The sequence below is a fragment of the Janthinobacterium sp. EB271-G4-3-2 genome (assembly GCF_020858035.1).
Lineage (GTDB): Bacteria > Pseudomonadota > Gammaproteobacteria > Burkholderiales > Burkholderiaceae_D > Janthinobacterium > Janthinobacterium aestuarii.
In genome coordinates this window covers 979434-1004576 of sequence record NZ_JACYMG010000001.1, presented here as the reverse complement: position 1 = coordinate 1004576, position 25143 = coordinate 979434, and the positions used below count along the sequence as shown (strand labels likewise).

The following is a 25143-nucleotide window of genomic DNA, read 5'->3' as shown; positions in this document are numbered from 1 at the left end:
CAGACCCGCCGGGTCTGACCCCAGCTTTGCACTTGGGTTGGCTTTACGAACTCAGTAGAAAACATCAAGGAGACAGCATGACCATCAAAGTTGCCATCAATGGCTATGGCCGTATCGGCCGCAACGTCTTGCGCGCGTTTTATGAAGGCGGCAAGCAACAGGATATCGAGATCGTCGCCATCAACGACCTGGGCGACGCCAAGTCGAATGCGCATTTGACGCGCTACGACACGGTGCACGGCAAGTTTCCCGGCGTCGTCACCATCGACGGCGACAATATGCTCGTCAATGGCGACCGCATCCGCGTCTTCGCGCAGCGCGACCCGGCCCTGATTCCGTGGGGCGAACTCGGTGTCGACGTGGTGCTCGAATGCACGGGTTTCTTCACGACCAAGGAAAAGGCCGCGGCCCACCTGAAGGGCGGAGCAAAGAAAGTCATCATTTCCGCGCCGGGCGGCAAGGACGTGGACGCCACCATCGTGTTCGGCGTCAACCAGCAGGTGCTGAAAGCCACGGACACGGTCATCTCGAATGCCTCGTGCACGACGAATTGCCTGGCGCCATTAGTAAAACCTCTCAACGACGCCATCGGCATCGAATCGGGCTTGATGACCACCGTGCACGCCTACACGAACGACCAGGTGCTGTCCGACGTGATGCATGAAGACTTGCGCCGCGCCCGTTCGGCCACCCATTCGATGATTCCCACCAAGACGGGCGCGGCTGCCGCCGTGGGCCTGGTCTTGCCTGAATTGAATGGCAAGCTGGACGGCTTTGCCATCCGTGTGCCGACGATTAACGTCTCGCTGGTCGACCTGTCCTTTATCGCCAAGCGCGATACGACGGTGGAAGAGGTGAATGCCTTGCTGAAAACGGCGTCGGAGGGCGCGCTGAAAGGCATCCTGACGTACCAGACGGAACCACTGGTTTCCATCGATTTCAACCACAACCCGGCCTCGTCGAACTTCGATTCGACCTTGACCAAGGTCTCGGGCCGCCTCGTGAAAGTGTCGTCGTGGTACGACAACGAGTGGGGCTTCTCGAACCGCATGCTCGATACGACGGTCGCCCTGATGGCGGCCAAGTAAGAACGTAGTACCGCTGATCCAGCGCACCAGGACGGCCGGCCCACAAGGCCGGCCCTTGTAGCAACTTATTTTAGAAAGCAGCACACCATGACCATGCAAGTACAGCAACGCGCCACCAAGATCGTTTCCACCATCGGCCCCGCTTCGAACGATATCGATACCCTGGTCCGCATGTTCAAGGCCGGCGTCGACGTCGTGCGCCTGAACTTTTCGCATGGCAAGGCGCAAGACCATATCGACCGCGCCCGCATGGTGCGCGAAGCGGCAGCCCTGTGCGGCCGCGAAGTGGCCATCATGGCCGACTTGCAAGGCCCGAAAATTCGCGTCGGCAAGTTTGAAGAAGGCAAGATTTTCCTGGAAAACGGCGCCAAGTTCATCCTCGACGCGAAATGGGGCGAGAACGGCGAACTGGGCAACCTCGAGCGCTGCGGCCTCGACTACAAGGAATTGCCGCGCGACTTGCGCGCTGCCGACGTGCTGCTGCTGAATGACGGCCTCATCGTGCTGACGGTCGACAAAGTCGTCGGCAGCGAAATCCACACCACCGTCAAGATTGGCGGGGAGTTGTCGAACAACAAGGGCATCAACCGCCAGGGCGGCGGCTTGTCGGCGCCCGCGCTGACGGCGAAAGACATGGAAGACGTGAAAACGGCGATGAGCTTCCAGGCCGATTACGTGGCCGTGTCCTTCCCGAAAAACGCCACCGACATGGTCATGGCGCGCCAGCTGGCCAATATCGCCGGCGAAGCGTGGGACCATAAGCCGATGATGATCGCCAAGATCGAGCGCGCGGAAGCCATTCCAGCGCTGCAGGAAATTCTTGACGCTTCCGACGGCATCATGGTGGCGCGTGGCGACCTGGCCGTGGAAGTGGGCAATGCGGCCGTGCCCGCCTTGCAGAAACGCATGATCAAGATGGCGCGCGCATCGAACAAGCTGGCGATCACGGCCACGCAGATGATGGAATCGATGATCGTCAACGCCGTGCCGACCCGCGCGGAAGTGTCGGACGTGGCGAATGCCGTGCTCGACGGCACGGACGCCGTCATGACGTCGGCGGAAACGGCCTCGGGACGCTACCCGATCGAAACGGTGGAAGCGATGGCAGCCATCTGCCTGGACGCGGAAAAGTGGGATACCTGCAAGCTCGATGCCGATTTCCTCAACGCCACGTTCTCGCGCATCGACCAGTCGATCGCCTACGGCGCCTTGTTTACGGCCCACCATTTGCGCGTAAAAGCCATCGCCACCCTGACGGAATCGGGCTCCACAGCCCTGTGGATGAGCCGCTGCAACATCGACATTCCTATTGTCGCGCTGACCCCGAGCGTGGGCACGCGCCGCAAGCTGGCCCTGTACCGCAACGTCAGCACCCTGGAACTGACGTCCGGCACGGACCGCGACAAGGTCTTGCAGCAGGCGGAAGATTTGCTGGTGGAACATAAAGTCGTGGCCAAGGGCGACACCGTCGTGCTGACCTGGGGCGAGCCGATGGGCAAGGTCGGCGGCACGAACGCGCTGAAAATCATGAAGATCGGCCAGCACTGATCGTATTACGACCCTATCCATCGCAAGGCAGATGTCCAATCTGTCATTGCGGTGGCCGCAATTCCGTGTCAGCATGGTTTTCCTGCCTTTCAGGGCGCATCCGGAGTGCATGATGACTGCATACTTGCCCGCCTTGACCTGGTCGCTGTCGGCCTTCGCTTGCCTCTTCATCGCCAAACGCCGCTCCTTACGAATAACGGTCATCCGTGCCATCCTGGTGACTTTCCTGGGGCCGTTTGCCATTCCCTTCGCGCTGGCGGCAAAGCCCGAGATGTACGGCTAAGCGTGTGGCCTGCGCGCATTCCTCTTTGCTATATTCAAACTTTTAGCTAAAGGAATGCCCATGAAGCGCAGCGTCACCTTGCTCCTGATGACTATTTTCCCCCTGTGCGCGGCCACGTTCGCTTCGGCGGCCGAGCCTGTGCAGCGTTTGCAGCGCGCCACGGGGCTGTGGAAGGTAACGCCTGCCACCTCGCCATTTTCCTGGGAAATCTGTGTCGACCACGCGCGCGACCGCCTGATCGACGACGACCTGTGGTCCGGCTTCGAGCAGGAATGCAAGATCGAGTCGCAAAGCCGCCAGGGCGACAGCTACCAATTCGCATCCAGCTGCCCGGACGCCAGGCTGGCCGGCACCTTCAAGGGCGATCTGGCCAAGGCATATACCCTGAGCGCCGACACCACCGTGCAAGTCAATGGCGAGAGCGAGGTGCAGCGCACGGAACTGGCGGCCGTGTTCCAGGGCGCTTGTCCGGCGGGGCTGGCGCCGGGCGCGAAGAAAATGCGCGGCGGCATGGTGATGAAGAGCTTGTATACCGACCGCTAGAAGAGCGCAGCCACGCTGAAACAACAGTTTCCAGGGATAGGTGGGCGCCGGCATTGACGCCAGCGGCAATGATTTGTGATAATGAGAATTATTATCAATTAGCTGCGCCTTGCCTTGCGCGCATCGGAGTCCCAGTGAACATTGCGCAGTCCAGCGAGTCGATAGCCGGTATCTACAGCCACCACCACGGCTGGCTGATGCGCTGGCTGCGCGCCAAGCTGCAGTGCGCCGACCATGCGGCCGACTTGGCGCACGATACCTTCGTGCGCCTGCTGACGGCGCCGCCGGAGAACCGGCAAAGCTTGCGCGAGCCGCGCGCCTACCTGACCACCGTGGCGCAGCGCCTGCTGATCGACCATTACCGGCGCCTGTCGCTGGAGCAGGCGTGGCTGGAAACCCTGGCGCAGCAGCCTGAATTGCTGATGCAGTCGCCGGAAGAGCGGCTGCTCGTGCGCGAAGCCCTGCAGCGCATCGATGCCATGCTCGACGGCTTGCCGCCGCTCGTGCGCAGCGCCTTCCTCCTGGCCCATGTCGACGGCCTCGGCTACGGAGAAATCGCCCGGCGCCTCGCCGTGAGCGAGCGCAGCATCAAGCGCTACATGGTGCAGGCGTTCGAACGCTGCATCCTGCTGGTCCTGTGAACGCGGCCATCGATCCTCGCGCGGCCCGGGCGGCGGCGCAATGGCTGGTGCGCCTGCACGGGGGCGCTTTGTGTCCGGACGAGCAGCAAGCGTTCCAGGCCTGGCGCGCCAGCGATCCCGCGCATGAAACGGCGTGGCAGCGGGCCGAGCTGGTGTGCAGCGCCCTGGCCAGCGTGCCGCCCGCATTGCGCCAGACGGCGGACGCGGCGCCGCAGTCGCCGCAGCGGCGCGCCGTGCTCTACGGCCTGGCCGGGCTGATCGCGGCCGGACCGGCCCTGTGGCTGGCCAGCCAGTCGGCGCCATGGCAAGCGTGGCGCGCCGGCATACGCACGGCCAGGGGCGAAATCCGCCACCTGACATTACCCGACGGCACGCAACTGGTGCTTAATACGGACACGGCCATCGACGTGCGTTTTGACGGCGCGGCGCGGCAGGTCTTGCTGCATGCCGGGGAAATCCACGTCGGCACGGCGCACGACAGCTCCATGCCGGCGCGGCCCTTCCTTGTGCGCAGCAGCAATGGCGCCGTGCGGGCGCTGGGCACGCACTTCAGCGTGCGCCACCTTGGCAGCGTGCTGGCGCCGCGCACGCAGGTCAGCGTCAGCGAGGGCGCCGTCGAGATCCAGCCCGGCGAAGCTCCCGACGCCTTGCGCAGGATCGATGCGGGCCGGCGGGGCAGTTTCGATGGCCGTGCCGTTTCTGCCTTGACGCCGCTGGCATCGCATGCGGACGCTTGGCTGCGGGGCGTGCTGATCGCCGAGCGCATGCCGCTGGGCGAGGTGCTCGAGCAGGTGGCACGTTACCGTTACGGCGTGCTGCGCTGCGATCCCGCGCTGGCGGCCCTGCCCGTGGACGGCATCTTCCAGTTGAACGACCCGGACAATATCCTGCTTCTGCTGCAGCGATCCTTGCCGATCCGGCTGGCGCGCCGCACGCGCTACTGGATCAGTGTCGAGGCGGCTTGAGCTAGTCGGCTTAGCGTGGCCTTGCCACGCTAAGCCGACCTACGCCTGTCGGGTATGGTAGGTCGGCTTAGCCCGCAGGGCGTAAGCCGACGTGCTCCAATTTACTTCTTGCCTGTCCCTTTTTGCAGATTGCTTCGTCATACAAGGTAGAGAACGAACAATCCGAACCATCGAAAGGGTCCACATGGCTTTGCAGCACCATAACTTTACCGCAGCACGCATGACGCTCCATCCCGCCACCGGCGCCGTGCGCGCCGCGCTGGTCCTGTTGCTTGCCGTGGGCGCCGCCGGCGCCGGCTTGCCGCACATGGCGGTGGCGGCCGAGTCCAGCCCGGCCGCCACCGTGCGCGACTATCATATTCCCGCCGGCAGCTTGCGCAGCGCACTCGCCTCGTTTGCCATCGCCGCGGGGATCAACCTGTCCACGCAGGGCGTGGCGCTTGACGGGCTGGCGACGCCGGGTTTGCAAGGCAGCCATGGGGTTACGGCCGGCTTGCAACAACTGCTGCAAGGCAGCGGTCTGGAAGCGGCGGATGGTGGCGATGGCAATTACCTGCTGCGCAAGATCAATACCAACTCGGCCGATGGCGGCCTGGCCAGCATGCCCGCCGTCGTCGTCAGCGCCGAGGCGGACCGCGCCACGGAAGGCACGGGTTTATACACGTCGAGGAATATGTCGACGGCCACGGGGTTGAATTTGTCGCAGCGCCACACGCCGCAAACGGTCAGCGTCATTTCGCGCCAGCAAATGGAAGATTTCGATCTGAGCACCTTGCAGGACGTGGCGCGCGCCACGCCTGGCATCTATGGCAAGACGCAGGGCGTGTCCGACCAGGAAACCACGTATTTCGCGCGCGGCTTTGCCTTGAGCCACGTCAACGTCGATGGCTTGCCGCTGGACGTCACGGGGTTTAATGAACGCAACGTCTCGGCCGACATGCTGATGTACGACAGGGTGGAAGTGGTGCGCGGCGCCACGGGCTTGATGGAAGGGGCGGGCGCGCCGTCGGGCAGCATCAACATGATACGCAAGCGGCCCACGGCCACGCCCCTGCTGAACGCTTCCGCTCACCTGGGCAGCTGGAAGGACAAGCAATTGACGGTGGACGCCAGCAATGCGCTGAATGCCTCGGGCAGCGTGCGGGGGCGTGTGGCGGCCAGCTGGCGCGACAGCGACAGTTTCGTCGACGTGGTCAACAACAAGAACAGCACCGTGTATGCGGTCGTCGAGGCGGACTTGACGCCGTCGACCACGGCCGGCATCGGCTTTTCGCGCCAGCACAGCCGCACAGATGGCGTGTTCGTCGGCTTGCCGACCATGTTTGACGGCCGTCACATGGACTTGCCCCGCTCGACTTTTCTGAACAATGCCGACTCCTTCCAGAAACGCGACAACAACGTCGTCTTCGCCGACCTGGAAACAAAGCTGGAGCAGGGCTGGCGCAGCCGCTTCGCCATCACGCGCATCGACGCCTCGTCGAGCACGCGCAACACCACCAACAGCCGCATCGATGGCGAAATATACAAGCTGAGCCAGTCGGAAACGGGCTGGAAGTACAACACGGAACAGGTGGTGGCCGACTGGCGCCTGAGCGGTCCCGTCACCTGGTTCGGCCGCCAGCACGACGTGATCGTCGGCGCCAGTTACCGCCATGACGATTCGGACGCGGGCCAAAGCTGGGAAGGCGCTGCCACGCGCGTGATCGATATCCGCCAGTGGAATCCCTACGCCTACCCGATGCGCGGCGCGCCGTTCGAGCCGTACAACTGGGGCCGCAAGACGGACGAGAAGGGTGTGTATGCGGCAGGCAACTTCAGCCTGGCCGATTCGCTGCGCCTGGTGCTGGGCGGGCGCTTCGGCTGGTATGCGCAGGATGTCACGGGCTGGTATTCCACCAATCCGAGCTGGCGCCGCGGCCTGACGGAAAATGCGAAATTCACGCCGTACGCAGGCCTCGTCTACGATGTGGACCGGCATCACTCCGTGTATGCGAGCGGTACGCAGATTTTCGAGCCGCAAAGTTCGCTGGACGTGCGCGGCAACACCTTGCCGCCGTTGAGCGGCACCAACCTGGAGGCGGGCGTCAAGGGCGAGTATTTCGGCGGCCGGCTCAATGCCAGCGGTGCGCTGTTCCGCATCCGGCAAAATAACCGCGCCATGGCCGATGAGCTCAACTGTCCCACAGGCGGCGCCATTTACTGCGCCCGCGCGGCCGGGCAGGTGCGGAGCGAAGGCATCGATCTGCAATTGTCGGGCTCGCCATTGCCGGGCTGGCAGATCGCCGGCGGCTACACCTATGTACTGGCCAAGTACACGCAGGACAGCGTGGCCGCCAACATCGGCCAGCGCATCGCCACGGACGAACCGAAGCAGCTGTTCAAGCTGATGACGAGCGTACAGCTGGGCGGCAGCCTGGCGCAATGGAATGTGGGCGCTTCCGTGTACGCGCAAGACAAGATTGAGCGCCGCGACACGGCTTACCTGACGCGGCAGGGCGGCTACGCCATCGTCGGGCTGACGGCCGGCTACCGTATCAGCGAGCAGCTGCAGCTGCGCGTGAATGTCGACAACGTGCTCGACCGACGCTATTACCAGGCGCTCGGCTATGCGTGGTCGGGCGGGCTGGAGCGTTACGGCGCGCCGCGCAGCGTGCTGCTGTCCTTGCACTACAAGATGTAGCCGTTGCGCCAGCGGAGCGCGTCCCTTGCGGCGCCTCTGCTACACTGCCGCCGTCTTTATCTTTTCACTTTGCCATGACCGCCACGCCTGTCCTCACACCCCTGAAAAGCGCTTTCCAGCAATCGCGCACCGAGAATAACATCGAGCTGATCCTGCCCGAACTGCTGGCCGCGCAATTGCACGTCGTTATCGGCGGGCAGAGCGAGCAGATCGACCTGTTCCTCGTGCCGTCGCCGAATCCCGAGCGCCAGTGCGTGACGGTGGCGGAAGACCCGGCCTTCCTGGCCGGCATCGCGTTTCCGAAGATTCCCGTCACGGGCGCGCAACTGGTTGCTTCGATTCCCGCCGAGATCGAAATCGTCATCCTGCACGGCGATGGCGCCAATTATTTGACGCGCGAACAGCTGGCATGGTTCCGCCGCATGCTGGCGCAGAACGCCTGAGCGCAGCGCCGTCGCGCAAGCTCAAAGGGGCACGGGCCGAATGGATACGCTTTGCGCCGGCCGACGATGCCAGTTCCCAGACAGCGATGATGGCCAATCTGCGTCCCGTGCTGTGGCGCAGCGTGCTGCTGGGCGGCTGCGCCCTGATCCTCGCCTTTGTCCTGCAAGCCGTCTGGCGCGACGTGCCATACGCGGGCGAGGCGGTGCTGCTGCTCCTGCCGGCGCTGGCCGCCTGGACCGTCGGCCTGGTCCTGCTGCCGGATCGCAATCTGTCCTTTCATGTCGAAATCAACGACGCCGGCTTGTTGCTGCGCCGGGTGGCGCGGCGTTTGCCTGGCCATGAGAAGGCGCTGCAGCTGGAACTGCGGCAGATACGCGCGCTCGAGGTAGTCGCCTACGCGGGCGCGGTAAATGTCTACCGGGGCGGGCCACCGATGGCGCGCCTGGAGCTGCTGCTGCACACGACCCTCGACGACTGCCCGCTGATTCGCGTGATTGGCATGGATCTGCCCGTGCCGCAGCGCTGGTCGTTGCGGCAGATCAAGGACGAGTTGAGCCGACGTTGCAAACTGGCCGGTATTCCTGTCGCCGTGCGGGCCGGTCCCGCCTATCAGGAATCTTCCGCGATACGCGCGCAGTGGCCGCCAGGCTGAGCGGCCGGGAATTGTCGCATCAGGGCTGCGGAATATTTTTCTTTTGGCAACTATATTGCTGAAGTCCTATGAATATGTTCGCAAAGCAACTATACTCATGGCTCTTTAAAAAATCATCGTCACGCTGGCGGCCAGATATCCGCGCCAGAGTTCGTACGCATTCCGCTTTTTCCCTCTGTAAAAAGCACCTTTCCCCCGCGCGGCAGGCGCGGGCGTGATGACCGAGCCTTGCCCTGGTCGACTGCTACCGTTGTCATTTCCGCTGTATTGCCGCTTTAGTAAAAAGCCTGGCGACGGCGCGCGGTGTGCCGTCATGTTTTGCGACGTTAGGTTTCACTCTCTTATGCCACGACAGTATGTTTAGTTCCATCTTTGCCGTATCGACCGATACCATGCAGTACATCTATGGCACGCACAATGCGTGGCTGGTGCTGTTTTCCATCGGTATCGCCGTCTTTGCCTCGTTCATGGCCTTGCAGATCGCCGGCATGGCGCGCAGCAGCGAACGCGGCTTTCAGCGCCAGACGGCCATCATCACGGGCGCCATCGCGCTCGGCGGCGGCATCTGGTCGATGCACTTCATCGGCATGCTGGCCTTCGACATCTGCACGCGCGTGTCCTTCGACCCCGGCCTGACCCTGCTGTCGATGCTGCCCGGCATGGCCGCTTCGTGGGTGGCGCTGCACTTGCTGGCGCGTCCGAGCATCAACTGGCGGCAACTGGTGGTGGGCGGCGTGCTCGTCGGCGTGGGCATCGGCTCCATGCATTACAGCGGCATGGCGGCCATGCAGACGTCGCTGGCCCTGCGCTACGAACCCTGGCTGTTCGCCCTGTCGCTGCTGGTGGCCGTCACCTTGGCCATGCTGGCGCTGTGGGTGCGCTTCGGCCTGAGCGCCATGCGCCAGCGCCTGAGCCCCTTGACTTCCTTGCTGCTCAGCAGCGTGGTGATGGGCCTGGCCATTTCCGGCATGCACTACACAGGCATGCTGGCCGCGCGTTTTTCCGGTACGCCCACGGCAGGCGAGAACACGATTACGGTGCAAGCCTCGTTCGTGGCCCTGGCCGTGGCCCTGATCACCATTACCCTGACCGTCTTCGTGGCGGCCGCGAACGGCTTGCTGCGCTACCGCCAGCTGCTGCGCCACGCCAGCGTCAGTGAATCGCGCCTGCGCGCCATCGTCGATACGGCGGCCGATGGCTTGATCACCATCGATGGCCAGGGCAAGGTGCGCTCCTTCAATCCCGCCGCGGAAAGCTTGTTTGGCTGGCGCGAAGCGGAAATCGCGGGGCGCGACGCCAGCGTGCTGCTGCAGCCGGCCGACGCGGCCGAATACGAGGGCTATCTGCGCGACTACCTGGAAACGGGCGCCTCGCGCATCCTCGACAGCGGACGCGAACTCGATGGCCGCCACAAGGATGGCGCCGTGCTGCCCATGCGCGTGGCGATCGGCAAGATTGATACGCCGGGCCAGCCCCTGTTCGTGGCGTTTGTCACGGACATGCGCTCGTCGCGCAGCATGGAGCAGGCGCTCAAGGACAGCGAGCGCCAGTACCGCACCCTGATCCGCAATATCCCCGGCGTGTCCTTCCACTGCAGCTTCGCGCCCGAATGGAAAATGATTTTCATCAGCGACGCCGTCTTCAATCTGACGGGCTGGCTGCCGCAGGACTTCGCCGAAGGGCGGGTCAGGCTGTTCGACCTCGTGCATCCGGACGACCGCCAGCGCGTCAACGACACCTGCGTGCAGGCGGCCGGCGAACGGCGCGATTTCGAGAACGTCTACCGCATGATCCACCGCGACGGGCGCGAGCGCTGGGTACGCGAAAGCAGCGGTCCCGTGCTCGATAACGACGGCGTGGTGCGCTGGATCGACGGCGTCATCCTCGATATCACGGAAAGCGAATTGCGCAACGCGGAATACGAGGGCAAGGTGACGGCGATCTCGCGCGCGACGGCCGTCGCGGAGTTCGACCTGCAGGGACGCATCCTGGCCGCCAACCAGAACTTCCTCGACCTGGTCGGCTACCAGCTCGACGACGTGCTGGGCCTGCACCACAGCATCTTCTGCGAACCGGGTTACGTGACCTCGCCCGACTACAGCGCGTTCTGGCGGCAACTGGCGCAGGGTGAATTCAATACGGGCGAGTACAAGCGCATCGGCAAGCATGGCAAGGAAGTGTGGATACAGGCTTCGTACAATCCGATCTTCAACACGGACGGCAAGCCGTTCAAGGTGGTCAAGCTGGCCACCGACGTGAGCGAGCGGCGCGCCATGCAGGAAAACCTGCGCGCGGCGAAAGACCGCGCCGAGCTGGCCGCCGAATCGAAGACCAGCTTCCTGGCCAACATGAGCCATGAAATCCGCACGCCGATGAACGCCATCATCGGCTTTACGGAAGTGCTGCTGGGCACAGCCCTGGACAGCCTGCAGCGCCGCCACCTGGGCACGGTGCGCCAGTCGGCCCGTTCGCTGCTCGAACTGCTGAACGACATCCTCGACACGGCCAAGCTGGAAAAAGGCGCCACCGAGCTGGAACTGGTGGACTTTTCGCTGCCGGACCTGGTCGACCACGTGGCCGCGTCCCTGCGCATCACGGCGCATGCGCGCGACCTGGTGCTGCATGTCGATGTCGATCCCGGCATGGGCCAGTTCTTCCTGGGCGACGCGCGCCGGGTACAGCAGGTGCTGACGAATTTGATCGGCAACGCCGTCAAGTTCACGGAAGTGGGCCATGTACGCGTGGCCGTCGACATGCGGGGCGAGCAGGTGCACATCGCTGTGCACGACACGGGCATCGGCATCCCGGCCGACCGCCTGGACAAAATCTTCGCTCCATTCACGCAAGCCGATTCCTCGATGAGCCGCCGCTTTGGCGGCACGGGCCTGGGCACGACGATTTCGCTGCAGCTGGTCGAACTGATGGGAGGTACCATCACGGTGGAAAGCACCCTGGGCGTGGGCAGCGTGTTCCACGTGCTGTTGCCGCTGGCGCCGGGCAAGGCCGTGTCGCGCCGCAGCGAGCAGCCCGTGGCGGCCTTGCCGCCGCTGCGCATCCTGGCGGCCGACGACGTGCCGCAGAACGTGGAACTGCTTCTGATCAGCCTGGGCGCGGCCGGCCACCAGGTGATCGCCGCCAGCGATGGCGAGAGCGCCGTGCGCGAGTTCAGCAAGGGCAGCTTCGACATCGTCCTGATGGACGTGCAGATGCCGCGCATGGATGGCCTGGAAGCGACGCGTTTGATCCGCGTGCATGAGCGCGAACAGGGCTTGAAGGCGACGCCCATCATCGCCCTGACGGCCAGCGTGCTGGAACAGGACCGGCGCGCCGCGCAGACGGCCGGCATGAACGGTTTTGCTTCGAAGCCGCTGGAAATGCACAAGCTGACGGCGGAAATCGCCCGCCTGCTCGATATCGCCGTGTCCATGCCGCCGCCGGCGGCCGGCGCGGCGGCGCGTGCGGCCGCGGGCCAGATCGACTGGCAGCGCGGCATCGCCCTGTGGGGCGGCCGCGAAGCCTTGCAGCGGGCGATTGGCCGCTTCGTGCAGGCCAATGGCGACTGCGCCGCCATGCTGGCGGCCGAACTGGAACGTGGCGGCAGCAGCGTGGCGGGCCATCTGCTGCACCGTATCAAGGGCGCGGCGGGCAACCTGTGCCTGGTGCAGGTCGAAAGCCTGCTGGGACGCATCGAGCAGGCGATCGCGCGCCAGTTGCCTGCGACCGAATTGCTGGTACAGCTGGCCGCCGCCTTCATGGCGCTGGCCGGCGAGCTGGAAGAATCGGGTATGCCGGCCGTGGCCGTGGGTACGCCGGCTGCCGGCGCGCCCCTTGATGCCACCGCCGTTGGTGCCTTGCTGCGGCAAGCCATCGCCTGCCTGGAGGGCGGGCAGCTCGACGACGCCCTGATGGCGCAGATCGCCGCCATGCTGGCGCCGCACGGCCAGCAGCAGCGCCTGCAGGCGCTGGCCAGCGCCATCGACGACTTTGAATTTGCGCGTGCCGCGGGCGTGCTGCGCCAGCTGCTGGCGTGGCTGGAAGCACCGGTGCCTGCCGACCTTTCCTGATATTGGGCTGACGATGACCTTACAAGAAGACAAACCGATCCTGCTGCTCGTCGACGACGAAGCGACGAACCTGCAGGTGCTGCGCCAGATCCTGCAGGACGATTACCGCCTGCTGTACGCCAAGGATGGCGAGAAGGCGCTGGAACTGGCGCAGAACAACCCCGTCGAACTGATCCTGCTCGACATCATGATGCCGGCCATGACGGGCTATGAAGTATGCCGCCAGCTCAAAGCCATGCCGGCCACCGCGCCCATTCCTGTCATCTTCGTCACCGCCCTGTGCGACGTGAAGGACGAGGCGGACGGCTTCGACGCGGGCGCCGTCGACTACATCACCAAGCCCGTCAGCCCGCCCATCGTGCGCGCCCGCGTGCGCACGCACCTGTCGCTGGTGGACGCCGAGGAATTGCGCCGCTCGCGCCTGCAGGTGATCCAGACCCTGGGCCAGGCGGCCGAATACAAGGATAACGAGACGGGCATGCACGTCATCCGCATGAGCTATTACGCGCGCCAGCTGGCGCTGGCGGCCGGCTACAGCGCGGGCAGGGCGGAAGACCTGCTCAACGCGGCGCCCATGCACGACGTGGGCAAGATCGGCATCCCCGACGCCATCCTGCAAAAGCCGGGCAAGCTCGATGCGGACGAATGGCAAGTCATGCGCCGCCACGCGGAAATCGGCGCGGCCATCATCGGCGAGCACGCAAGCGGCCTGCTGAAAATGGCGCGCACCATCGCCCTCACGCACCACGAGAAATGGGATGGCAGCGGCTATCCGCAAGGCTTGAAGGGCGAGGAAATTGCGCACGAAGGCCGCATCGTCGCCATCGCCGACGTCTTCGACGCGCTCACCAGCGAGCGCCCGTACAAGCGCGCCTGGACGGTCGACGAGGCCATCGCCACCATGCAGCGCGACAGCGGCACGCACTTCGACCCGGACCTGCTGGCACTGTTTGTGGAACAGCTGCCGGCCATGCTGGAGATCAAGGACAAGTGGCGCGAGCCGGTGTGATGCTGGGAGCGCGCCAGCCTGGTAGGTCGGATTAGCGGGGCAAAGCCCCGCGTAATCCGACAACGTTGTTGACGCTGCCCAAAGCGAAGCTAACAATGTTGTCGGATTACGGCTTCGCCTAAGCCGACCTACGGTTGCCAGTAAGCCGACATCACCATGGGCGTGGCCAATAATGTTGTCGGATTGCCGCTTGCGGCCTCGGCGGCCCCGCTAATCCGACCTACGCCGCTATCGCCCTGGCGACTTAATCCGGCATGCGCAAGATGCGCCGTATCTCCAGAATCGCCTGCGGGCTTTCCTGCACGCTGTGCCACGAAGGGATGACTTTTTCCGACTGCGCGCCGTCGAGGTGGGCGCTGGCGTAGGGCACGACGCCGTCGCTCGACTCCACCAGCGGCAGGTCCGGCGTGTCGTTGCCCATGATGGAGTAGTAGCGCACGTTCGGGCTGATGGGCAGGTCGGCCACCAGGCGCACGAACGGGTCCTTGTCGCTGAGGTTATCGATGCTGTTGGGGATGCGCAGCGGTTCGCTGCTGCCCGTGTCGAGCTGCGCCAGGCTGCCGGCCGCGTCGGACAACTGGTCGAGCATGGTGATGGGCAAGGTGACGAGGTTGGCGATCCAGCGCGCCACCTTGTGGTTGGCGAACGAAGTGCCGCGATGCGGCGCGGCGATGAAGATGGCGCGGTTCACCTGAGGCATGGCCGTGAAATTCAGGTAGGGCGCCAGTCCCGCGCGCACTTTTTCCGCCTTCTTGCCCTTCAAATTGTATTCTTCCGTGATGGCGTCGAGCAGCGTGTTGCTGGCATCGGAGACCATCAGGCGCGCCAGTACGCCGCCCATGCTGTGGCCGATCAAGACCATGTCGTTGGCCGCGTCGGCCTTGGCGGCAGGGTCGAATTGCGCCAGGGTCGCGTTCAGCGCCTTGCGGATGGCGGCGTTGTTGGCCGCCAGTGGTGCATTGCTCGGGTAGTACACCTGCCAGATCTGGTAGCGGCGGCGCAGCTGCTCGTCGCCCATCAGTTCATTCGCCACGTTGATCCACGCTTCCGGGCTGCTGGCCAGGCCGTGCAGCATGACGATGGTGCGCTTGTCCGGATCGTAGGGCTGCATCAGGTGCACCTGCGGGCGCGAGATGCCGTCGGCGCTGCCGAACAGAGTGCGCAGCGCCTGCACGCCGAAGCCGGAGCGGGCCAGCCACAGGCCGTAGCCGGCCGTGAAATTGGCCGCCACGGGCAGTTCCTGGCCCGCCATGCGCGTCGATTCGCTGCGCGTCGGGTCGACCAGCATCACCAGCAGCTGTTGCGTGGCCAGTACCTCCTGCAGGCTGTTGCCGTCGAAGCGGATCAGCGCCGTGACGACAGGAAAGCGCGTCTCCTGGTACGGTACATACGCGCCTTTCGGCGCCCGGGGCTTGGGCATGACGGCCACCAGGTCGGCGCCGAAACCGTCGCGCCGGTACACATTGCGCAGGCCGGAAAACGACAGCGAGGTGGCCGGCAGCAGTTCGTCGGGCAGGGTGCCGTCGTCGGGCAGGCGCAGGGCCGACAATTCGCTGTCGATCTGCCAGCCGGCGACGCGGATCACATTGCCGTCGGGGCGGTATTCGCCGCGGTGGCGGAACAGGTTGCCGACGGCCTTTTGCACGGCATAGTTATAGTAGTCGCGGATTTGCGTCTGCCGTTCCTCGAAGGCGCGCTGGCCCGGCGTGCGCGTCGTGTAGAACAGGTAGGCATACGCGTAGCGGGCCGATTCGAGCCACGCGGCCAGCGTTTCGGCGCTCGGGTGGCCGCCCTGTTTTTCTTCCGCCAGCGCGCTTTCCAGCCACAATTCGGACAGGGTCGCCAGGCGCTGCTCGTCGCTCAGCAGCTCGGAGCGTGCCAGGTCGGCGCGGCAGCTGCCCGTATTGGCTTCGCAGGCGGCGATGTCGCTGCCGATGATGCGCAGCACCTCGCTGGCCGAGGCGCTCAGTTTGCCCGTGGTGAGGATGTCGCCGCGCCGCTGCTGCAGGTAGTCGGCCGGTGAAATGGAGCTGACGGTGACGGCGGCGCAGCCGCTCAGCAGCGCCGCCGCGCACAGCAAGGCGCCAAGGCGCGGGCGCCGCATCAGCGTTGCCCGCATGTCAGAACGAGTAGACCAGGGTCAGCGAGGTTTGCGTATCCGTGTTCTTCTTGTCGTCCGGCACGCGTGTGTCGTTGCGGGCGCTGAAGGCGGCTTTCATCTGCATGGTGCCGTTGATTTTCGTGCTGAGGGCCGTTTCGGCGATCGAGTGGGTGTTCGAGGTGCCTCGTTCCACGCTGACCGTCTGCGTGAACATGGCCGACTGGCTGATCTTCCACTTCATGGCGGCCGCGCCGCGCACCGTCAGGCCGTGTTCCGATTCGCCCGCGTCGTTGGTGCCGCTGAAATAGCCAGGACCGATTTCCACGTCGACGCTTTTATCTGTCGACTGGTACCAGCGCGAGCCATGACCGACGGCCAGGGTCGAGTACTTGGTGTAGGCGCCGAACTTGTCGTTCACGTGCGAGGCCAGCACGAACAGTTTTTCATGGTCGGCCATCAGCTTGTACGCCGCCTTGGCGGAGGCGGAAAAGCGTTCGGCCGAGCGTTCGCGCACTTTCTCGCCATCGTCGTTCGTCGTTTCGTCTTCCTTGAAATAGCCGCTGAAGATGTACTGGTTGCTCCAGTCATCGAGCTCCTGGCGCGCATCGATCTTGCCCGTGACGGAGGTGCCGACCGTGTTGCCCGAGGTGGTGATGGCGCCCAGTTCGGCGGAAGTGCTCCAGCTGCCGATGGGGATTTCATCGAACAGCATGCTTTGCTTGGTGTCTGCGGCGGCGGCACCGCCGCAGCTGATGGCCATGGCCAGCGCCAGTGCGAGAGAGTGGGTCGATTTCATGGCTGTATCGGTTTGTGGCGCGCGCCAGGCGCGCCTGATGTTCGTTAGTGGCAGTGATGGTTTGCAGGCCGCGGCAAGCCGGGAGGCGCCGATAAAAAATGCGCGCGCGGGCGCGGCCAAACATTGTCGAGGCTGTATTGTACCCGACCCTGTGATCGCGCGTCGCACGCGGCGGGGCTGGCAAGTGGCGCGCGCCTGGCGTATGCTGCGCCTATTTGCTGCCTGATCATTACAAGGAATTCCCCGTGCGCTGCCTGGTCATCGAAGACGAAGCCGAAACTTCCCGCTATATCTGTGCCGGCCTGCGCGAGGCGGGTCACGACGTCACCGCCTGCGACAATGGCATCGACGGCATGCGCCTGGCCTGCGGCGAAGACTGGGATGCGCTGGTGCTCGACCGCCTGCTGCCCGGCGAGATCGATGGCCTGGCCATCGTCGCGCGCCTGCGCGGCATGGGCCGCAACACGCCCGTGCTGGTGCTGTCGGCCCTGTCCAGCGTCGACGAGCGCGTGCGCGGCCTGCGCAGCGGCGGCGACGATTACCTGTCGAAACCGTTCGCCATCGACGAACTGCTGGCGCGCATCGAGGCGCTGCTGCGCCGCGCCGCGCCCGTGCCCGAATCGACGCAGCTGCAGGTGGCCGACCTGGTGCTCGACATGCGCACCATGCGCGTGACGCGCGCCAACCGGCAGATCGCCCTGCAGCCGCGCGAATTTCGCCTGCTCGAATACCTGATGCGCCACCAGGGCCAGTCCGTCACGCGCGCCATGCTGCTCGAAGCCGTGTGGGACTACCATTTCGACCCGCAGACGAACGTCATCGACGTGCAGGTGAGCCGCTTGCGCACCAAGGTGGACAAGGAATTTTCGCCGCCGCTGATCCATACGGTGCGCGGCGTCGGCTACACCCTGGGCGTGATCGACAGTGCGTAATTTGCACCGCTCGATCGCGGCCCGCCTGGCGCTTGGCTATGGCGTGCTGGTGGTCGTGTCGATCAGCATCGTCTGCGCCGTGTTCTACTTCGGCACCATCGGCGTGCTCGATCGCAGCGTGGACCGCAAGCTGACCCTGCTCTCCGAGCGCCTCGCCGTGCTGTACGAGCAGGGCGGCAGCAGCCGCACGACGGCGGAAATCGCCCACTTGCTCACCGACCGCACCGACAGCGACACGGAGATCTTTTTGCTGGTGGACGCCGATGGCCGCCGCGTGGCGGGCAATCTGTCGTCCTGGCCCGACGTGGGCAGCCCCGTGGGCCACCTGCTGCACCGCGACGTCACGCGCGAAGGGCGCAGGGTGCCCGCGCGCATGCTGATCCGCGAGCTGGCGGGCGGCGCGCGCCTGTTCGTCGGGCGCGATATGGAGGAGGGCAAGTCGATCCGCTCCCTGGTACTGCGCTCGCTGGCCTATGGCGGCGGGGCGGCCATCCTGCTGGTGGTGGCCGGCGCCTGGCTGTTCCGGCGCCAGCTCGAAGCGCGGATTGGCCAGATCCGCCGCACGGCGGGCGAGATCGAGGCGGGCGACCTGAGTCGGCGCATTCCTGTCTCCAGCGAGGATGAATTCGGCTTGCTGAGCCGCGACATCAACCGCATGCTCGACCGCATCGAACACCTGATGGAAGGCGTGCGCCATGTGTCGAACGCCATCGCGCACGACCTGCGTACGCCGCTGGGCCGCATCCGCAACAAGCTCGATGGCGCCTTGCGCCAGCAGCAGGGCGTGGCCGGCTACGAGAGCGCGGCGCAGGCGGCCATCGACGACATCGACGACCTGACGCGCGTGTTCGACAAGCTGCTGCAGATCGCCGCGGCCGAATCGGGCATGCGCCCCGAGAATTTCGACGACATCGACCTGCATCAGATCGGCGCCGACATCGTGGAAATGTACGAGGCCACGGCCGACGAGCAGGGCGTGCTGCTGGTACAGATGTATGGCGACGGCGTGCCGGCGCGCGGCGACCGCAACCTGCTGGGCAGCGCGCTGGCCAGCCTGGTCGACAATGCCATCAAGTACGCGGGCCCGGGCGCGACGGTGGAGGTGTCGGCCGGCAGCGATGCGCATGGCAACTGGCTGGCCGTGCGCGACAACGGCCCCGGGGTGCCAACGGAAGAGCTGCCGAAGCTGACGCAGCGCTTTTACCGGCTCGACAAGAGCCGTCACTTGCCCGGCAATGGCCTGGGCCTGTCCATCGTGGCGGCCATCGCGGCCCTGCATGGCGGCAGCCTGGAGATCGAGGATGCGGCGCCGGGCTTGCGGGTGCAATTGCGCCTGCGCCGCTAGTTTCCCAGTATCGCTGCCGCTGGCGGGCCCTACCGCCGCCTCGGCGCGCGCGCGGCATTGATCAGTTTAAAGTTATCATAAATTAAATCGTCAAATTATAAAAAAGACACTATAATGCATTTTTGGCACTATTTTGACCTGTGCCGGGTGCATGCCGTCATGGCCATGCTTCCGTTGTCGGGCTCATCATTTTTGCCGCTCTCAGACAAAAGACGGGGCGTGACATGCATGTTGCAGGTATGAATGGACGGGGCGTGGCGAACACGCGCATCGTGTCGCTCGACGGTTTGCGCGGCATTGCCGCCCTCATCGTGGCGGTCTACCATCTGCCTGGACTGTTCGGCTTCGCGATTCCGCATGCCGACCTGGCCGTGGACTTTTTCTTCCTGCTGTCGGGCTGGGTCATGGCCTACAGCTATGAGGAACGCATCGCTCAGGGCCTGCCTGCGCGCACTTTTTTTCTCAACCGCATGGCACGTCTGTATCCGCTGTATATCGCCAGCCTGATGCTGGCCTTGCTCGTATTCGTGTCGAAAAGGTGGTTAGGCACGGGTGAGGGCATCGCCGATTTGCGCTGTGCCGCACCAAATGCGCTGATGCTGCCGTGTCTGCTCAATGATGGTTTGGGCTTTCCCCTGAACCAGCCTGGATGGAGCATTTTTGTCGAGGTCGTACTGAACGTGCTGTGGTACTGCGCGGTGCGCTATGGTTTGCGCAGCATGGACTGGAAAATGGCCATCCACATCGTTTCGTGCATTTTCCTCTGGGGCATGGCAATGGGAATGGGCAGGTATCTGCAGGGGTTTAACAATAGCGATTTACTGGAGGGCATGTTGCGGGGCGTGATGGGATTTGCAGGCGGATTGTTGCTCTTCGAATGCAGGAAAGAGCCGCGTATCCTGTTGTACTTTGCCGTGTTGACTGGCCTCACTCTTGCCGCTCTGGCCCTGCATGGAGGGGCGGGCGACGTGGCGCCGCTGGCGCTCACCGTCATGGGCGTGCTGCCTGTGCTGATCTGGCTGTGCGCGCGCTGGCGGCCGGCCGTGCTGGAGGGCAGAGTGTCGGCTTTCCTGGGTGATATTTCCTACGCCGTCTACCTGCTGCACATCCCGCTGTCGCTGCTGCTGCAAAAGCCGCTGCGCCTGGCGTTTCCCGGCACCGACCTGTTGTCGGTGCTGCTCAAGGCCGGCGTGTTCGGTCTCGTGCTGATCATTGCCAGCAGCCTCAGTTACCGCCTGCTGGAAGTGCCGGCGCGTCGCTGGCTTGTCCAGCGCTACGGACGGCGGCCCGTGGCCCGCGCCGCTGCCACGGCCGTGTAAACCGCATGGCGCCAGGACGCGCTTGCCGGCACATTACCAACTTGTAACCCCCTTCGTTTTCACCTCCCCCTATCATCCGCTCTACCCGGCGTAGAGCGGCTGCCAGCGCGCAGCCGCCTGTTCCGGGCTGCCTGCGGCCGTCGCCGCGTCCTTTTCAGTAGAGCCGTTTGCATGCATACTTTTAGGCTCTGTCATCGGCAAGTAGGGAAATGCCGGAATCTTCCCTTGGTTGTGTTGTCTGACTCTGCATACTTACCCTGCAGGAGCAGATCATGCGGCCAGCCGAATGGATCACCTTGATTGCGCAGTTGAGCCAGCGTCAGCGGCAGGCTGGCATTGCCCTGCTGCATGGCAACGCGCCACACGACGCGACCGTCGCGTTGCTGGAAAGTGTCGCGCAGCCGCGATTGGCCTGTCCCGCCTGCCACTCGGCGCACCTGCACCGGCATGGTCACGCGCACGGTCTGCAGCGCTACCGTTGCGTGCCGTGCGGGCGCACCTTCAATGCGCTCACCGGCACGCCGCTGGCGCGCTTGCGCCATAAATCGCTGTGGCTCGATTACGCCGATTGTCTGCTGGCATCGGATTCCGTGCGCAAGGCGGCGTTACAGCTGGGCGTGCACCGCAACACCACGTTTCGCTGGCGCCACCGGTTTTTATCGCTGGCCAAGACGGACCGGCCGCATGGCCTGCATGGCATCGCCGAGGCCGACGAGTTATATCTGCTGGAATCGGAAAAGGGAGCACGGCAGATGACGCGTCCGCCCCGCCGCCGGGGCGGCCATGCCCATAAACGCGGCATATCGAACGAACAGGTCTGCATCCTGGTGGCCCGCGACCGCACGGGACAGACCCTCGATTTCGTCACGGGCAAAGGAGCGCTGACGAAGGCGCAGTTGCATCACTGTTTGTTGCCTGTCATCGACAAGGATGTCTTGCTGGTCACCGACGGCCATCGCGCCTACCGGGCCTTCGCCCGGGAAGCGGGGATCAGCCACCAAGCCGTCAACTTGCGTGCCGGCATCCGCGTGCGGGGCGCCGCCCACGTGCAGAACGTTAACGCCTATCACAGCCGTTTGCGAAAATGGATGGGGCCGTTTCACGGCGTGGCGACGCGCTACCTGCCGAACTACCTGGGCTGGCGCTGGATACTCGACGCCGGGCGCATCCGGTCACCGGAAACGCTGTTGAAAGCAACTTTGGGTGCATTCCCACATCTGACGGTGACATAGCCTACTTTTACCGCCACCGGCGACAACGCCGCGCCGCAGCTGGCGCCACTGCGCCAGCATGGCCACCGTATCAAGGCCGCGCTGGGCGCCATCGCCTTTCCCGTGCAGCGCGCGCGCTGGCAAGCCTTTATTTCCACGACGCCGGGCCTGGCGGCGCTGGCGCAAGCCCATCCCAGTCTGCTGTACAAGATTTATCGTCCCTACGCCAGCCGCCAGTTCGGCGGCGCGGCGCGGGTGGACCTGCTGTGCGGGCATTACCGCTTCCTGTGGCAGGCGGGCGCGCGGCCGCTGGTGGAGTACGCGGCGCGCCGTGCGCTGGTGCTGGCCGCCATCGCGGGCAAGGATGGCGCCACCTACCGTTTGCAACTGACGGCCATCCGCGACAGCCACCGGGAAGGGGAGCTGTGCCTGCGCCTGACGCGCGACGGCGTCCCGCTGTACCTGGCCAGTTTCCTGTTCCGCCCCCAGCCAGGCGGCGCCGTCATCCAGCTGGGCGCCTTGCAGGGCTTGCGCTCGCCCGCCGGCGCTCAGGCGGTGAAAGAGGCCACGCGGGCGCTGCACGGCTGCCGGCCGAAAAACCTGATGGTGGCCGCTTTGCGCGACCTGGGCGACTTGTTCGGCTGCGACCATCTGGAACTGGTCAGCAACGCCAACCGCATCGCGCTGAACTGGCGCCGGCGCCGGCATATCTCGTGCGACTACGACCTGGCGTGGCGCGAACTGCATGCGCTGCTCGCCAGCGGCGGCAATTTCCGTCTGCCGTGCGGCCCCTGCCGGATGCCGGACCTGGCGCTGGTGCCGTCGAAGAAACGGGCCGATGCGCGCCGCCGGGGCCCATGCTGGTGCAGCTGGCGGCCGACATGCGCTGGCAAGTGACGGCCCTGCTGCACGCGCAATGACGGCGCAGGGCGGTGTTTCTTGACCTGCGCGGCTTTTTTGCCGGGCGGTCCGGCGCAACCGGCGCGATCGGCGTATACTTATCGGCGTTGTTAACCCGAAGCCAGTCACTCCATGCCAGCACAATTCCCCATTTCGCGCATGCGCCGCCTGCGCGCGACCCCGCAACTGCGCGAGCTGTTCCGCGAAACCGAGATCAATCCGCGCGACCTGGTCCTGCCGATCTTCGTCGACGAGGGCAGCAGCGATTTCATCGACATCAAGTCCATGCCCGGCGTGCGCCGCATTCCCGAAGCGAAGCTGGCGCAGGAAGTGGAGCGCTACGCGCGCGCCGGCCTGCGCTCCGTCATGACCTTCGGCATTTCGCACCACAAGGACAGCCACGGCACGGACACCCTGAACCCGGACGGCCTGGTGGCGCGCATGTCGCGCATCATCAAGGACGCCGTGCCGGAAATGGTCGTCATGTCCGATACCTGCTTCTGCGAATACACGGACCACGGCCATTGCGGCATCCTGCATGGCGACACGGTCGACAATGACAGCACGGTGCTGAACCTGGGCAAGCAGGCCGTCATCGCCGCGCAGGCGGGCGCCGACATCATCGCTCCATCGGCCGCCATGGATGGCCAGGTGGCGGCCATCCGCAGCGCGCTCGACGCAGCCGGTTTCCATGACACGCCCGTGATGGCGTATTCGACCAAGTTCGCCTCCGGCCTGTACGGCCCGTTCCGCGACGCGGCCGGCAGCACCCTGAAGGGCGACCGCAAGACCTACCAGATGGACCCGATGAACCGCCGCGAAGCGATCCGCGAATCGCTGATCGATGAAGCCGAAGGCGCCGATGCGCTGATGGTGAAACCGGCCGGCGCGTATCTGGATATCATCCGCGACCTGCGCGAAGTGACGCGCTTGCCGATCGGCGCCTACCAGGTCAGTGGAGAATATGCGATGATCAAGTTCGCCGCGCAGGCGGGCGCCATCGACGAACGCCGCGTGGTGCAGGAAACCCTGGGCGCCATCAAGCGCGCGGGCGCGGACATGATCTTTACGTATTTTGCGATGGATGTGCTGAATAATCCGTATTGAGGTTTGTCTCTGGCGCGCCGTTAGCGTTCTTTTTCACCCCAAAAGCAAGAGCCGGGGTCAGACCCGCCGGGACTCGGCGTCCCCGTCTGACCCCGGAATTTGCCTTTGGGTTTATTCAGCTTTCCCATGCCCCTGAAAATCTCCCGCATCCTGCACGCCGGCTATGTCTTCGAATGCGAAGGCACGGCCATCGCCTTCGACCCCATCGTCGAAAATCCGTTCAGCCGCAACTGCCACGCGTTTCCGTCCGTGCGCTTCGACCTGGACGCCGTGCGCCGGCTGCGCTGGGATGCCGTCTTCATCTCGCACTTCCACGACGACCATTGCTCGCTCGACAGCCTCGATGTGCTCGACCGCGCTACGCCCATCTACCTGTACTGCGTCTTCGACGAACTGTTCGCGATGCTGCGCGCGCTGGGTTTTACACAGGTGCAGCGCCTGCACGTGGACGTGCCCGTGCAGGTGGGCGCCATCGAGGTGATTCCGCGCCGCGCGCTCGATGACGATGTCGACTCGCTGTTCCAGGTGCGCGCGGCCGGGCTGAACGTACTCAATGTCGTCGATTCCTGGATCGGCCCCGAGACGCTTGAACAGCTGGCCGCCTTTGCGCCGTGGGACATGGTGCTGTGGCCATTCCAGACCATGCGCGAGATCGCCGTCATCGCGCCGTCGCAGGCGCAGCCTGGCCCCGTCGAGCTGCCTGACGACTGGGGGGCGCAGCTGCGCGCGCTGGCGCCACGGTACATCGTGCCCAGCTCTTGCCAGTTCGTGCAGGAAGACTGGTCCTGGTACAACCACGCGATGTTCCCGATTACCTACCGCCGCTTTGCCGATGAAATCGGCGCCGCGCAGCCCGAGGCGCACATTTTCCGCCTCGATCCATCGACGGCCGTGCTGCTCGACGCGCACGGCGTGAGCAGCGCCGAACCCTTGCCCTGGGTGGTACCCGTGGGCCCGCAAGACGTGGATTTCGACTACCGTCCCGAGGCGCCGCCACCCGCCACGGCGGACATCGCGCGCCGTTTCGCGCCCTTGAGCGATGCCGACGCAGCGCTGGTGCTCGATTTCTGCCGCAACGGTTTGCTTGAGCGCTACCGTGACATGGAGCTGCCTGAGGACAGCTACTTCCAGCAACCGCGTTTGTGGCGATTGTCGCTGTATGGCCATGACGGCGCGGCCACCGTCCTCCATTACCGTACGCACGGCGACTTGATCGACCTCGTGCCGGACACGGGCGAGGCGCCCGGCTGGACGACGGAAGTGCCGCTGGTGAAATGCCATGCGGCGCTGGTGCTCGGTGAATCGCTGACGTCGATGTACATGCGCATCAACGATGGCCCTTTCGATGCCGCCACGCGGGCGGAGCTGGACGAGGCCGACATCGTCGACGACCCGCTGATCCGCTGCCTGTTCAACGACGCCATCGGCGCCTACCAGGCGGCTCAGCTCAAGCGCTTGCTGGCCCGCTGAAGAAAGTCGCGCGACAGGGTAAGATAGCTGCTTCTGACTAGAACG

At 64.8% G+C, this 25143-nt stretch carries 20 protein-coding genes; 18 read left to right on the top strand and 2 right to left on the bottom strand.

The annotated features are described in order from the left end of the window. Positions 1-77 precede the first annotated feature (77 nt). From gap to IGS55_RS04330, 11 genes are all read left to right on the top strand, one after another. On the top strand, positions 78-1088 hold the full coding sequence (gene gap, locus IGS55_RS04380) for a type I glyceraldehyde-3-phosphate dehydrogenase (protein ID WP_230518528.1): 1011 nt from the start codon (positions 78-80) through the stop codon (positions 1086-1088). 93 nt (positions 1089-1181) lie between these two features. Further along, on the top strand, positions 1182-2636 hold the full coding sequence (pyk, locus tag IGS55_RS04375; protein WP_035827421.1) for a pyruvate kinase: 1455 nt from the start codon (positions 1182-1184) through the stop codon (positions 2634-2636). A gap of 109 nt (positions 2637-2745) precedes the next feature. After that, positions 2746-2919, top strand: coding sequence for a hypothetical protein (locus IGS55_RS04370; RefSeq protein WP_230518527.1), 174 nt, complete (start codon positions 2746-2748; stop codon positions 2917-2919). A 60-nt stretch (positions 2920-2979) separates the two neighbouring features. Beyond that, positions 2980-3462 carry a DUF3617 domain-containing protein gene (locus tag IGS55_RS04365; RefSeq protein WP_230518526.1) on the top strand — a complete coding sequence of 161 codons (483 nt, stop codon included), beginning with the start codon at positions 2980-2982 and terminating at the stop codon, positions 3460-3462. Positions 3463-3530: 68 nt separating this feature from the next. Further along, positions 3531-4103 carry a sigma-70 family RNA polymerase sigma factor gene (locus IGS55_RS04360; RefSeq protein WP_268992006.1) on the top strand — a complete coding sequence of 191 codons (573 nt, stop codon included), beginning with the start codon at positions 3531-3533 and terminating at the stop codon, positions 4101-4103. Then, on the top strand, positions 4100-5068 hold the full coding sequence (locus tag IGS55_RS04355; RefSeq protein WP_230518525.1) for a FecR domain-containing protein: 969 nt from the start codon (positions 4100-4102) through the stop codon (positions 5066-5068). The genes IGS55_RS04360 and IGS55_RS04355 overlap by 4 nt, the downstream gene beginning before the upstream one ends. A gap of 220 nt (positions 5069-5288) precedes the next feature. Then, on the top strand, positions 5289-7748 hold the full coding sequence (locus IGS55_RS04350; protein ID WP_230518524.1) for a TonB-dependent siderophore receptor: 2460 nt from the start codon (positions 5289-5291) through the stop codon (positions 7746-7748). Positions 7749-7822: 74 nt separating this feature from the next. After that, entirely contained in the window at positions 7823-8191 is a 369-nt protein-coding gene (locus tag IGS55_RS04345) for a hypothetical protein (RefSeq protein WP_230518523.1), read from the top strand. Beyond that, entirely contained in the window at positions 8158-8844 is a 687-nt protein-coding gene (locus IGS55_RS04340) for a hypothetical protein (RefSeq protein WP_230518522.1), read from the top strand. The genes IGS55_RS04345 and IGS55_RS04340 overlap by 34 nt, the downstream gene beginning before the upstream one ends. 356 nt (positions 8845-9200) lie before the next feature. Then, positions 9201-12908 (top strand): PAS domain S-box protein, encoded by a 3708-nt coding sequence (locus IGS55_RS04335; RefSeq protein ID WP_230518521.1) that lies wholly within the window; start codon positions 9201-9203, stop codon positions 12906-12908. 13 nt (positions 12909-12921) lie between these two features. Continuing rightward, the gene (locus IGS55_RS04330) at positions 12922-13917 is read left to right on the top strand and encodes a response regulator (RefSeq protein ID WP_230518520.1); all 996 of its coding nucleotides are present in this window, start codon (positions 12922-12924) and stop codon (positions 13915-13917) included. A 244-nt stretch (positions 13918-14161) separates the two neighbouring features. Here the strand turns inward: IGS55_RS04330 and IGS55_RS04325 are convergent, their stop codons facing one another. Both IGS55_RS04325 and IGS55_RS04320 read right to left on the bottom strand, forming a co-directional pair. Continuing rightward, positions 14162-16021 carry an esterase/lipase family protein gene (locus IGS55_RS04325; RefSeq protein WP_230518519.1) on the bottom strand — a complete coding sequence of 620 codons (1860 nt, stop codon included), beginning with the start codon at positions 16019-16021 and terminating at the stop codon, positions 14162-14164. Between the two features lie 16 nt (positions 16022-16037). Next, positions 16038-16814, bottom strand: a complete 777-nt coding sequence (locus IGS55_RS04320) for a DUF481 domain-containing protein (protein ID WP_230518518.1) — start codon at positions 16812-16814, stop codon at positions 16038-16040. A gap of 245 nt (positions 16815-17059) precedes the next feature. On the opposite strand from IGS55_RS04320, the gene IGS55_RS04315 reads away from it, so the two are divergent. From IGS55_RS04315 to IGS55_RS04285, 7 genes are all read left to right on the top strand, one after another. Next, a complete protein-coding gene (locus IGS55_RS04315) occupies positions 17060-17746 on the top strand; it encodes a winged helix-turn-helix domain-containing protein (RefSeq protein WP_034755791.1) in 687 nt (228 codons plus the stop codon). After that, entirely contained in the window at positions 17739-19091 is a 1353-nt protein-coding gene (locus IGS55_RS04310; protein ID WP_230518517.1) for a sensor histidine kinase, read from the top strand. Before IGS55_RS04315 ends, IGS55_RS04310 begins: the two co-directional genes overlap by 8 nt. A 272-nt stretch (positions 19092-19363) precedes the next feature. Then, positions 19364-20410, top strand: coding sequence for an acyltransferase family protein (locus IGS55_RS04305; protein WP_230518516.1), 1047 nt, complete (start codon positions 19364-19366; stop codon positions 20408-20410). 272 nt (positions 20411-20682) lie between these two features. Continuing rightward, complete coding sequence (locus tag IGS55_RS04300; protein WP_230537141.1) at positions 20683-21642, top strand: IS1595 family transposase; 960 nt, start codon at positions 20683-20685, stop codon at positions 21640-21642. A 39-nt stretch (positions 21643-21681) separates the two neighbouring features. Continuing rightward, positions 21682-22518, top strand: a complete 837-nt coding sequence (locus tag IGS55_RS04295) for a DUF535 family protein (protein WP_329958119.1) — start codon at positions 21682-21684, stop codon at positions 22516-22518. A gap of 135 nt (positions 22519-22653) precedes the next feature. Continuing rightward, the gene (gene hemB / locus IGS55_RS04290) at positions 22654-23628 is read left to right on the top strand and encodes a porphobilinogen synthase (protein ID WP_230516147.1); all 975 of its coding nucleotides are present in this window, start codon (positions 22654-22656) and stop codon (positions 23626-23628) included. A gap of 126 nt (positions 23629-23754) precedes the next feature. Then, positions 23755-25098: an MBL fold metallo-hydrolase gene (locus IGS55_RS04285; RefSeq protein ID WP_230516146.1), complete on the top strand. Its 1344-nt coding sequence runs from the start codon at positions 23755-23757 to the stop codon at positions 25096-25098. The last annotated feature ends 45 nt before the right edge of the window (positions 25099-25143 follow it).

Coding starts and splice junctions, on each gene's coding strand:
- IGS55_RS04365 (WP_230518526.1), top strand. CDS start 2,980: ATGAAGCGCAGCGTCACCTTGCTCCTGATGACTATTTTCCCCCTGTGC.
- IGS55_RS04360 (WP_268992006.1), top strand. CDS start 3,531: ATGATTTGTGATAATGAGAATTATTATCAATTAGCTGCGCCTTGCCTT.
- IGS55_RS04300 (WP_230537141.1), top strand. CDS start 20,683: ATGCGGCCAGCCGAATGGATCACCTTGATTGCGCAGTTGAGCCAGCGT.
- IGS55_RS04340 (WP_230518522.1), top strand. CDS start 8,158: ATGGTTCCGCCGCATGCTGGCGCAGAACGCCTGAGCGCAGCGCCGTCG.
- IGS55_RS04325 (WP_230518519.1), bottom strand. CDS start 16,021: ATGCGGCGCCCGCGCCTTGGCGCCTTGCTGTGCGCGGCGGCGCTGCTG.
- gap (WP_230518528.1), top strand. CDS start 78: ATGACCATCAAAGTTGCCATCAATGGCTATGGCCGTATCGGCCGCAAC.
- IGS55_RS04330 (WP_230518520.1), top strand. CDS start 12,922: ATGACCTTACAAGAAGACAAACCGATCCTGCTGCTCGTCGACGACGAA.
- IGS55_RS04320 (WP_230518518.1), bottom strand. CDS start 16,814: ATGAAATCGACCCACTCTCTCGCACTGGCGCTGGCCATGGCCATCAGC.
- IGS55_RS04285 (WP_230516146.1), top strand. CDS start 23,755: ATGCCCCTGAAAATCTCCCGCATCCTGCACGCCGGCTATGTCTTCGAA.
- IGS55_RS04345 (WP_230518523.1), top strand. CDS start 7,823: ATGACCGCCACGCCTGTCCTCACACCCCTGAAAAGCGCTTTCCAGCAA.
- IGS55_RS04335 (WP_230518521.1), top strand. CDS start 9,201: ATGTTTAGTTCCATCTTTGCCGTATCGACCGATACCATGCAGTACATC.
- hemB (WP_230516147.1), top strand. CDS start 22,654: ATGCCAGCACAATTCCCCATTTCGCGCATGCGCCGCCTGCGCGCGACC.
- IGS55_RS04370 (WP_230518527.1), top strand. CDS start 2,746: ATGATGACTGCATACTTGCCCGCCTTGACCTGGTCGCTGTCGGCCTTC.
- pyk (WP_035827421.1), top strand. CDS start 1,182: ATGCAAGTACAGCAACGCGCCACCAAGATCGTTTCCACCATCGGCCCC.
- IGS55_RS04350 (WP_230518524.1), top strand. CDS start 5,289: ATGACGCTCCATCCCGCCACCGGCGCCGTGCGCGCCGCGCTGGTCCTG.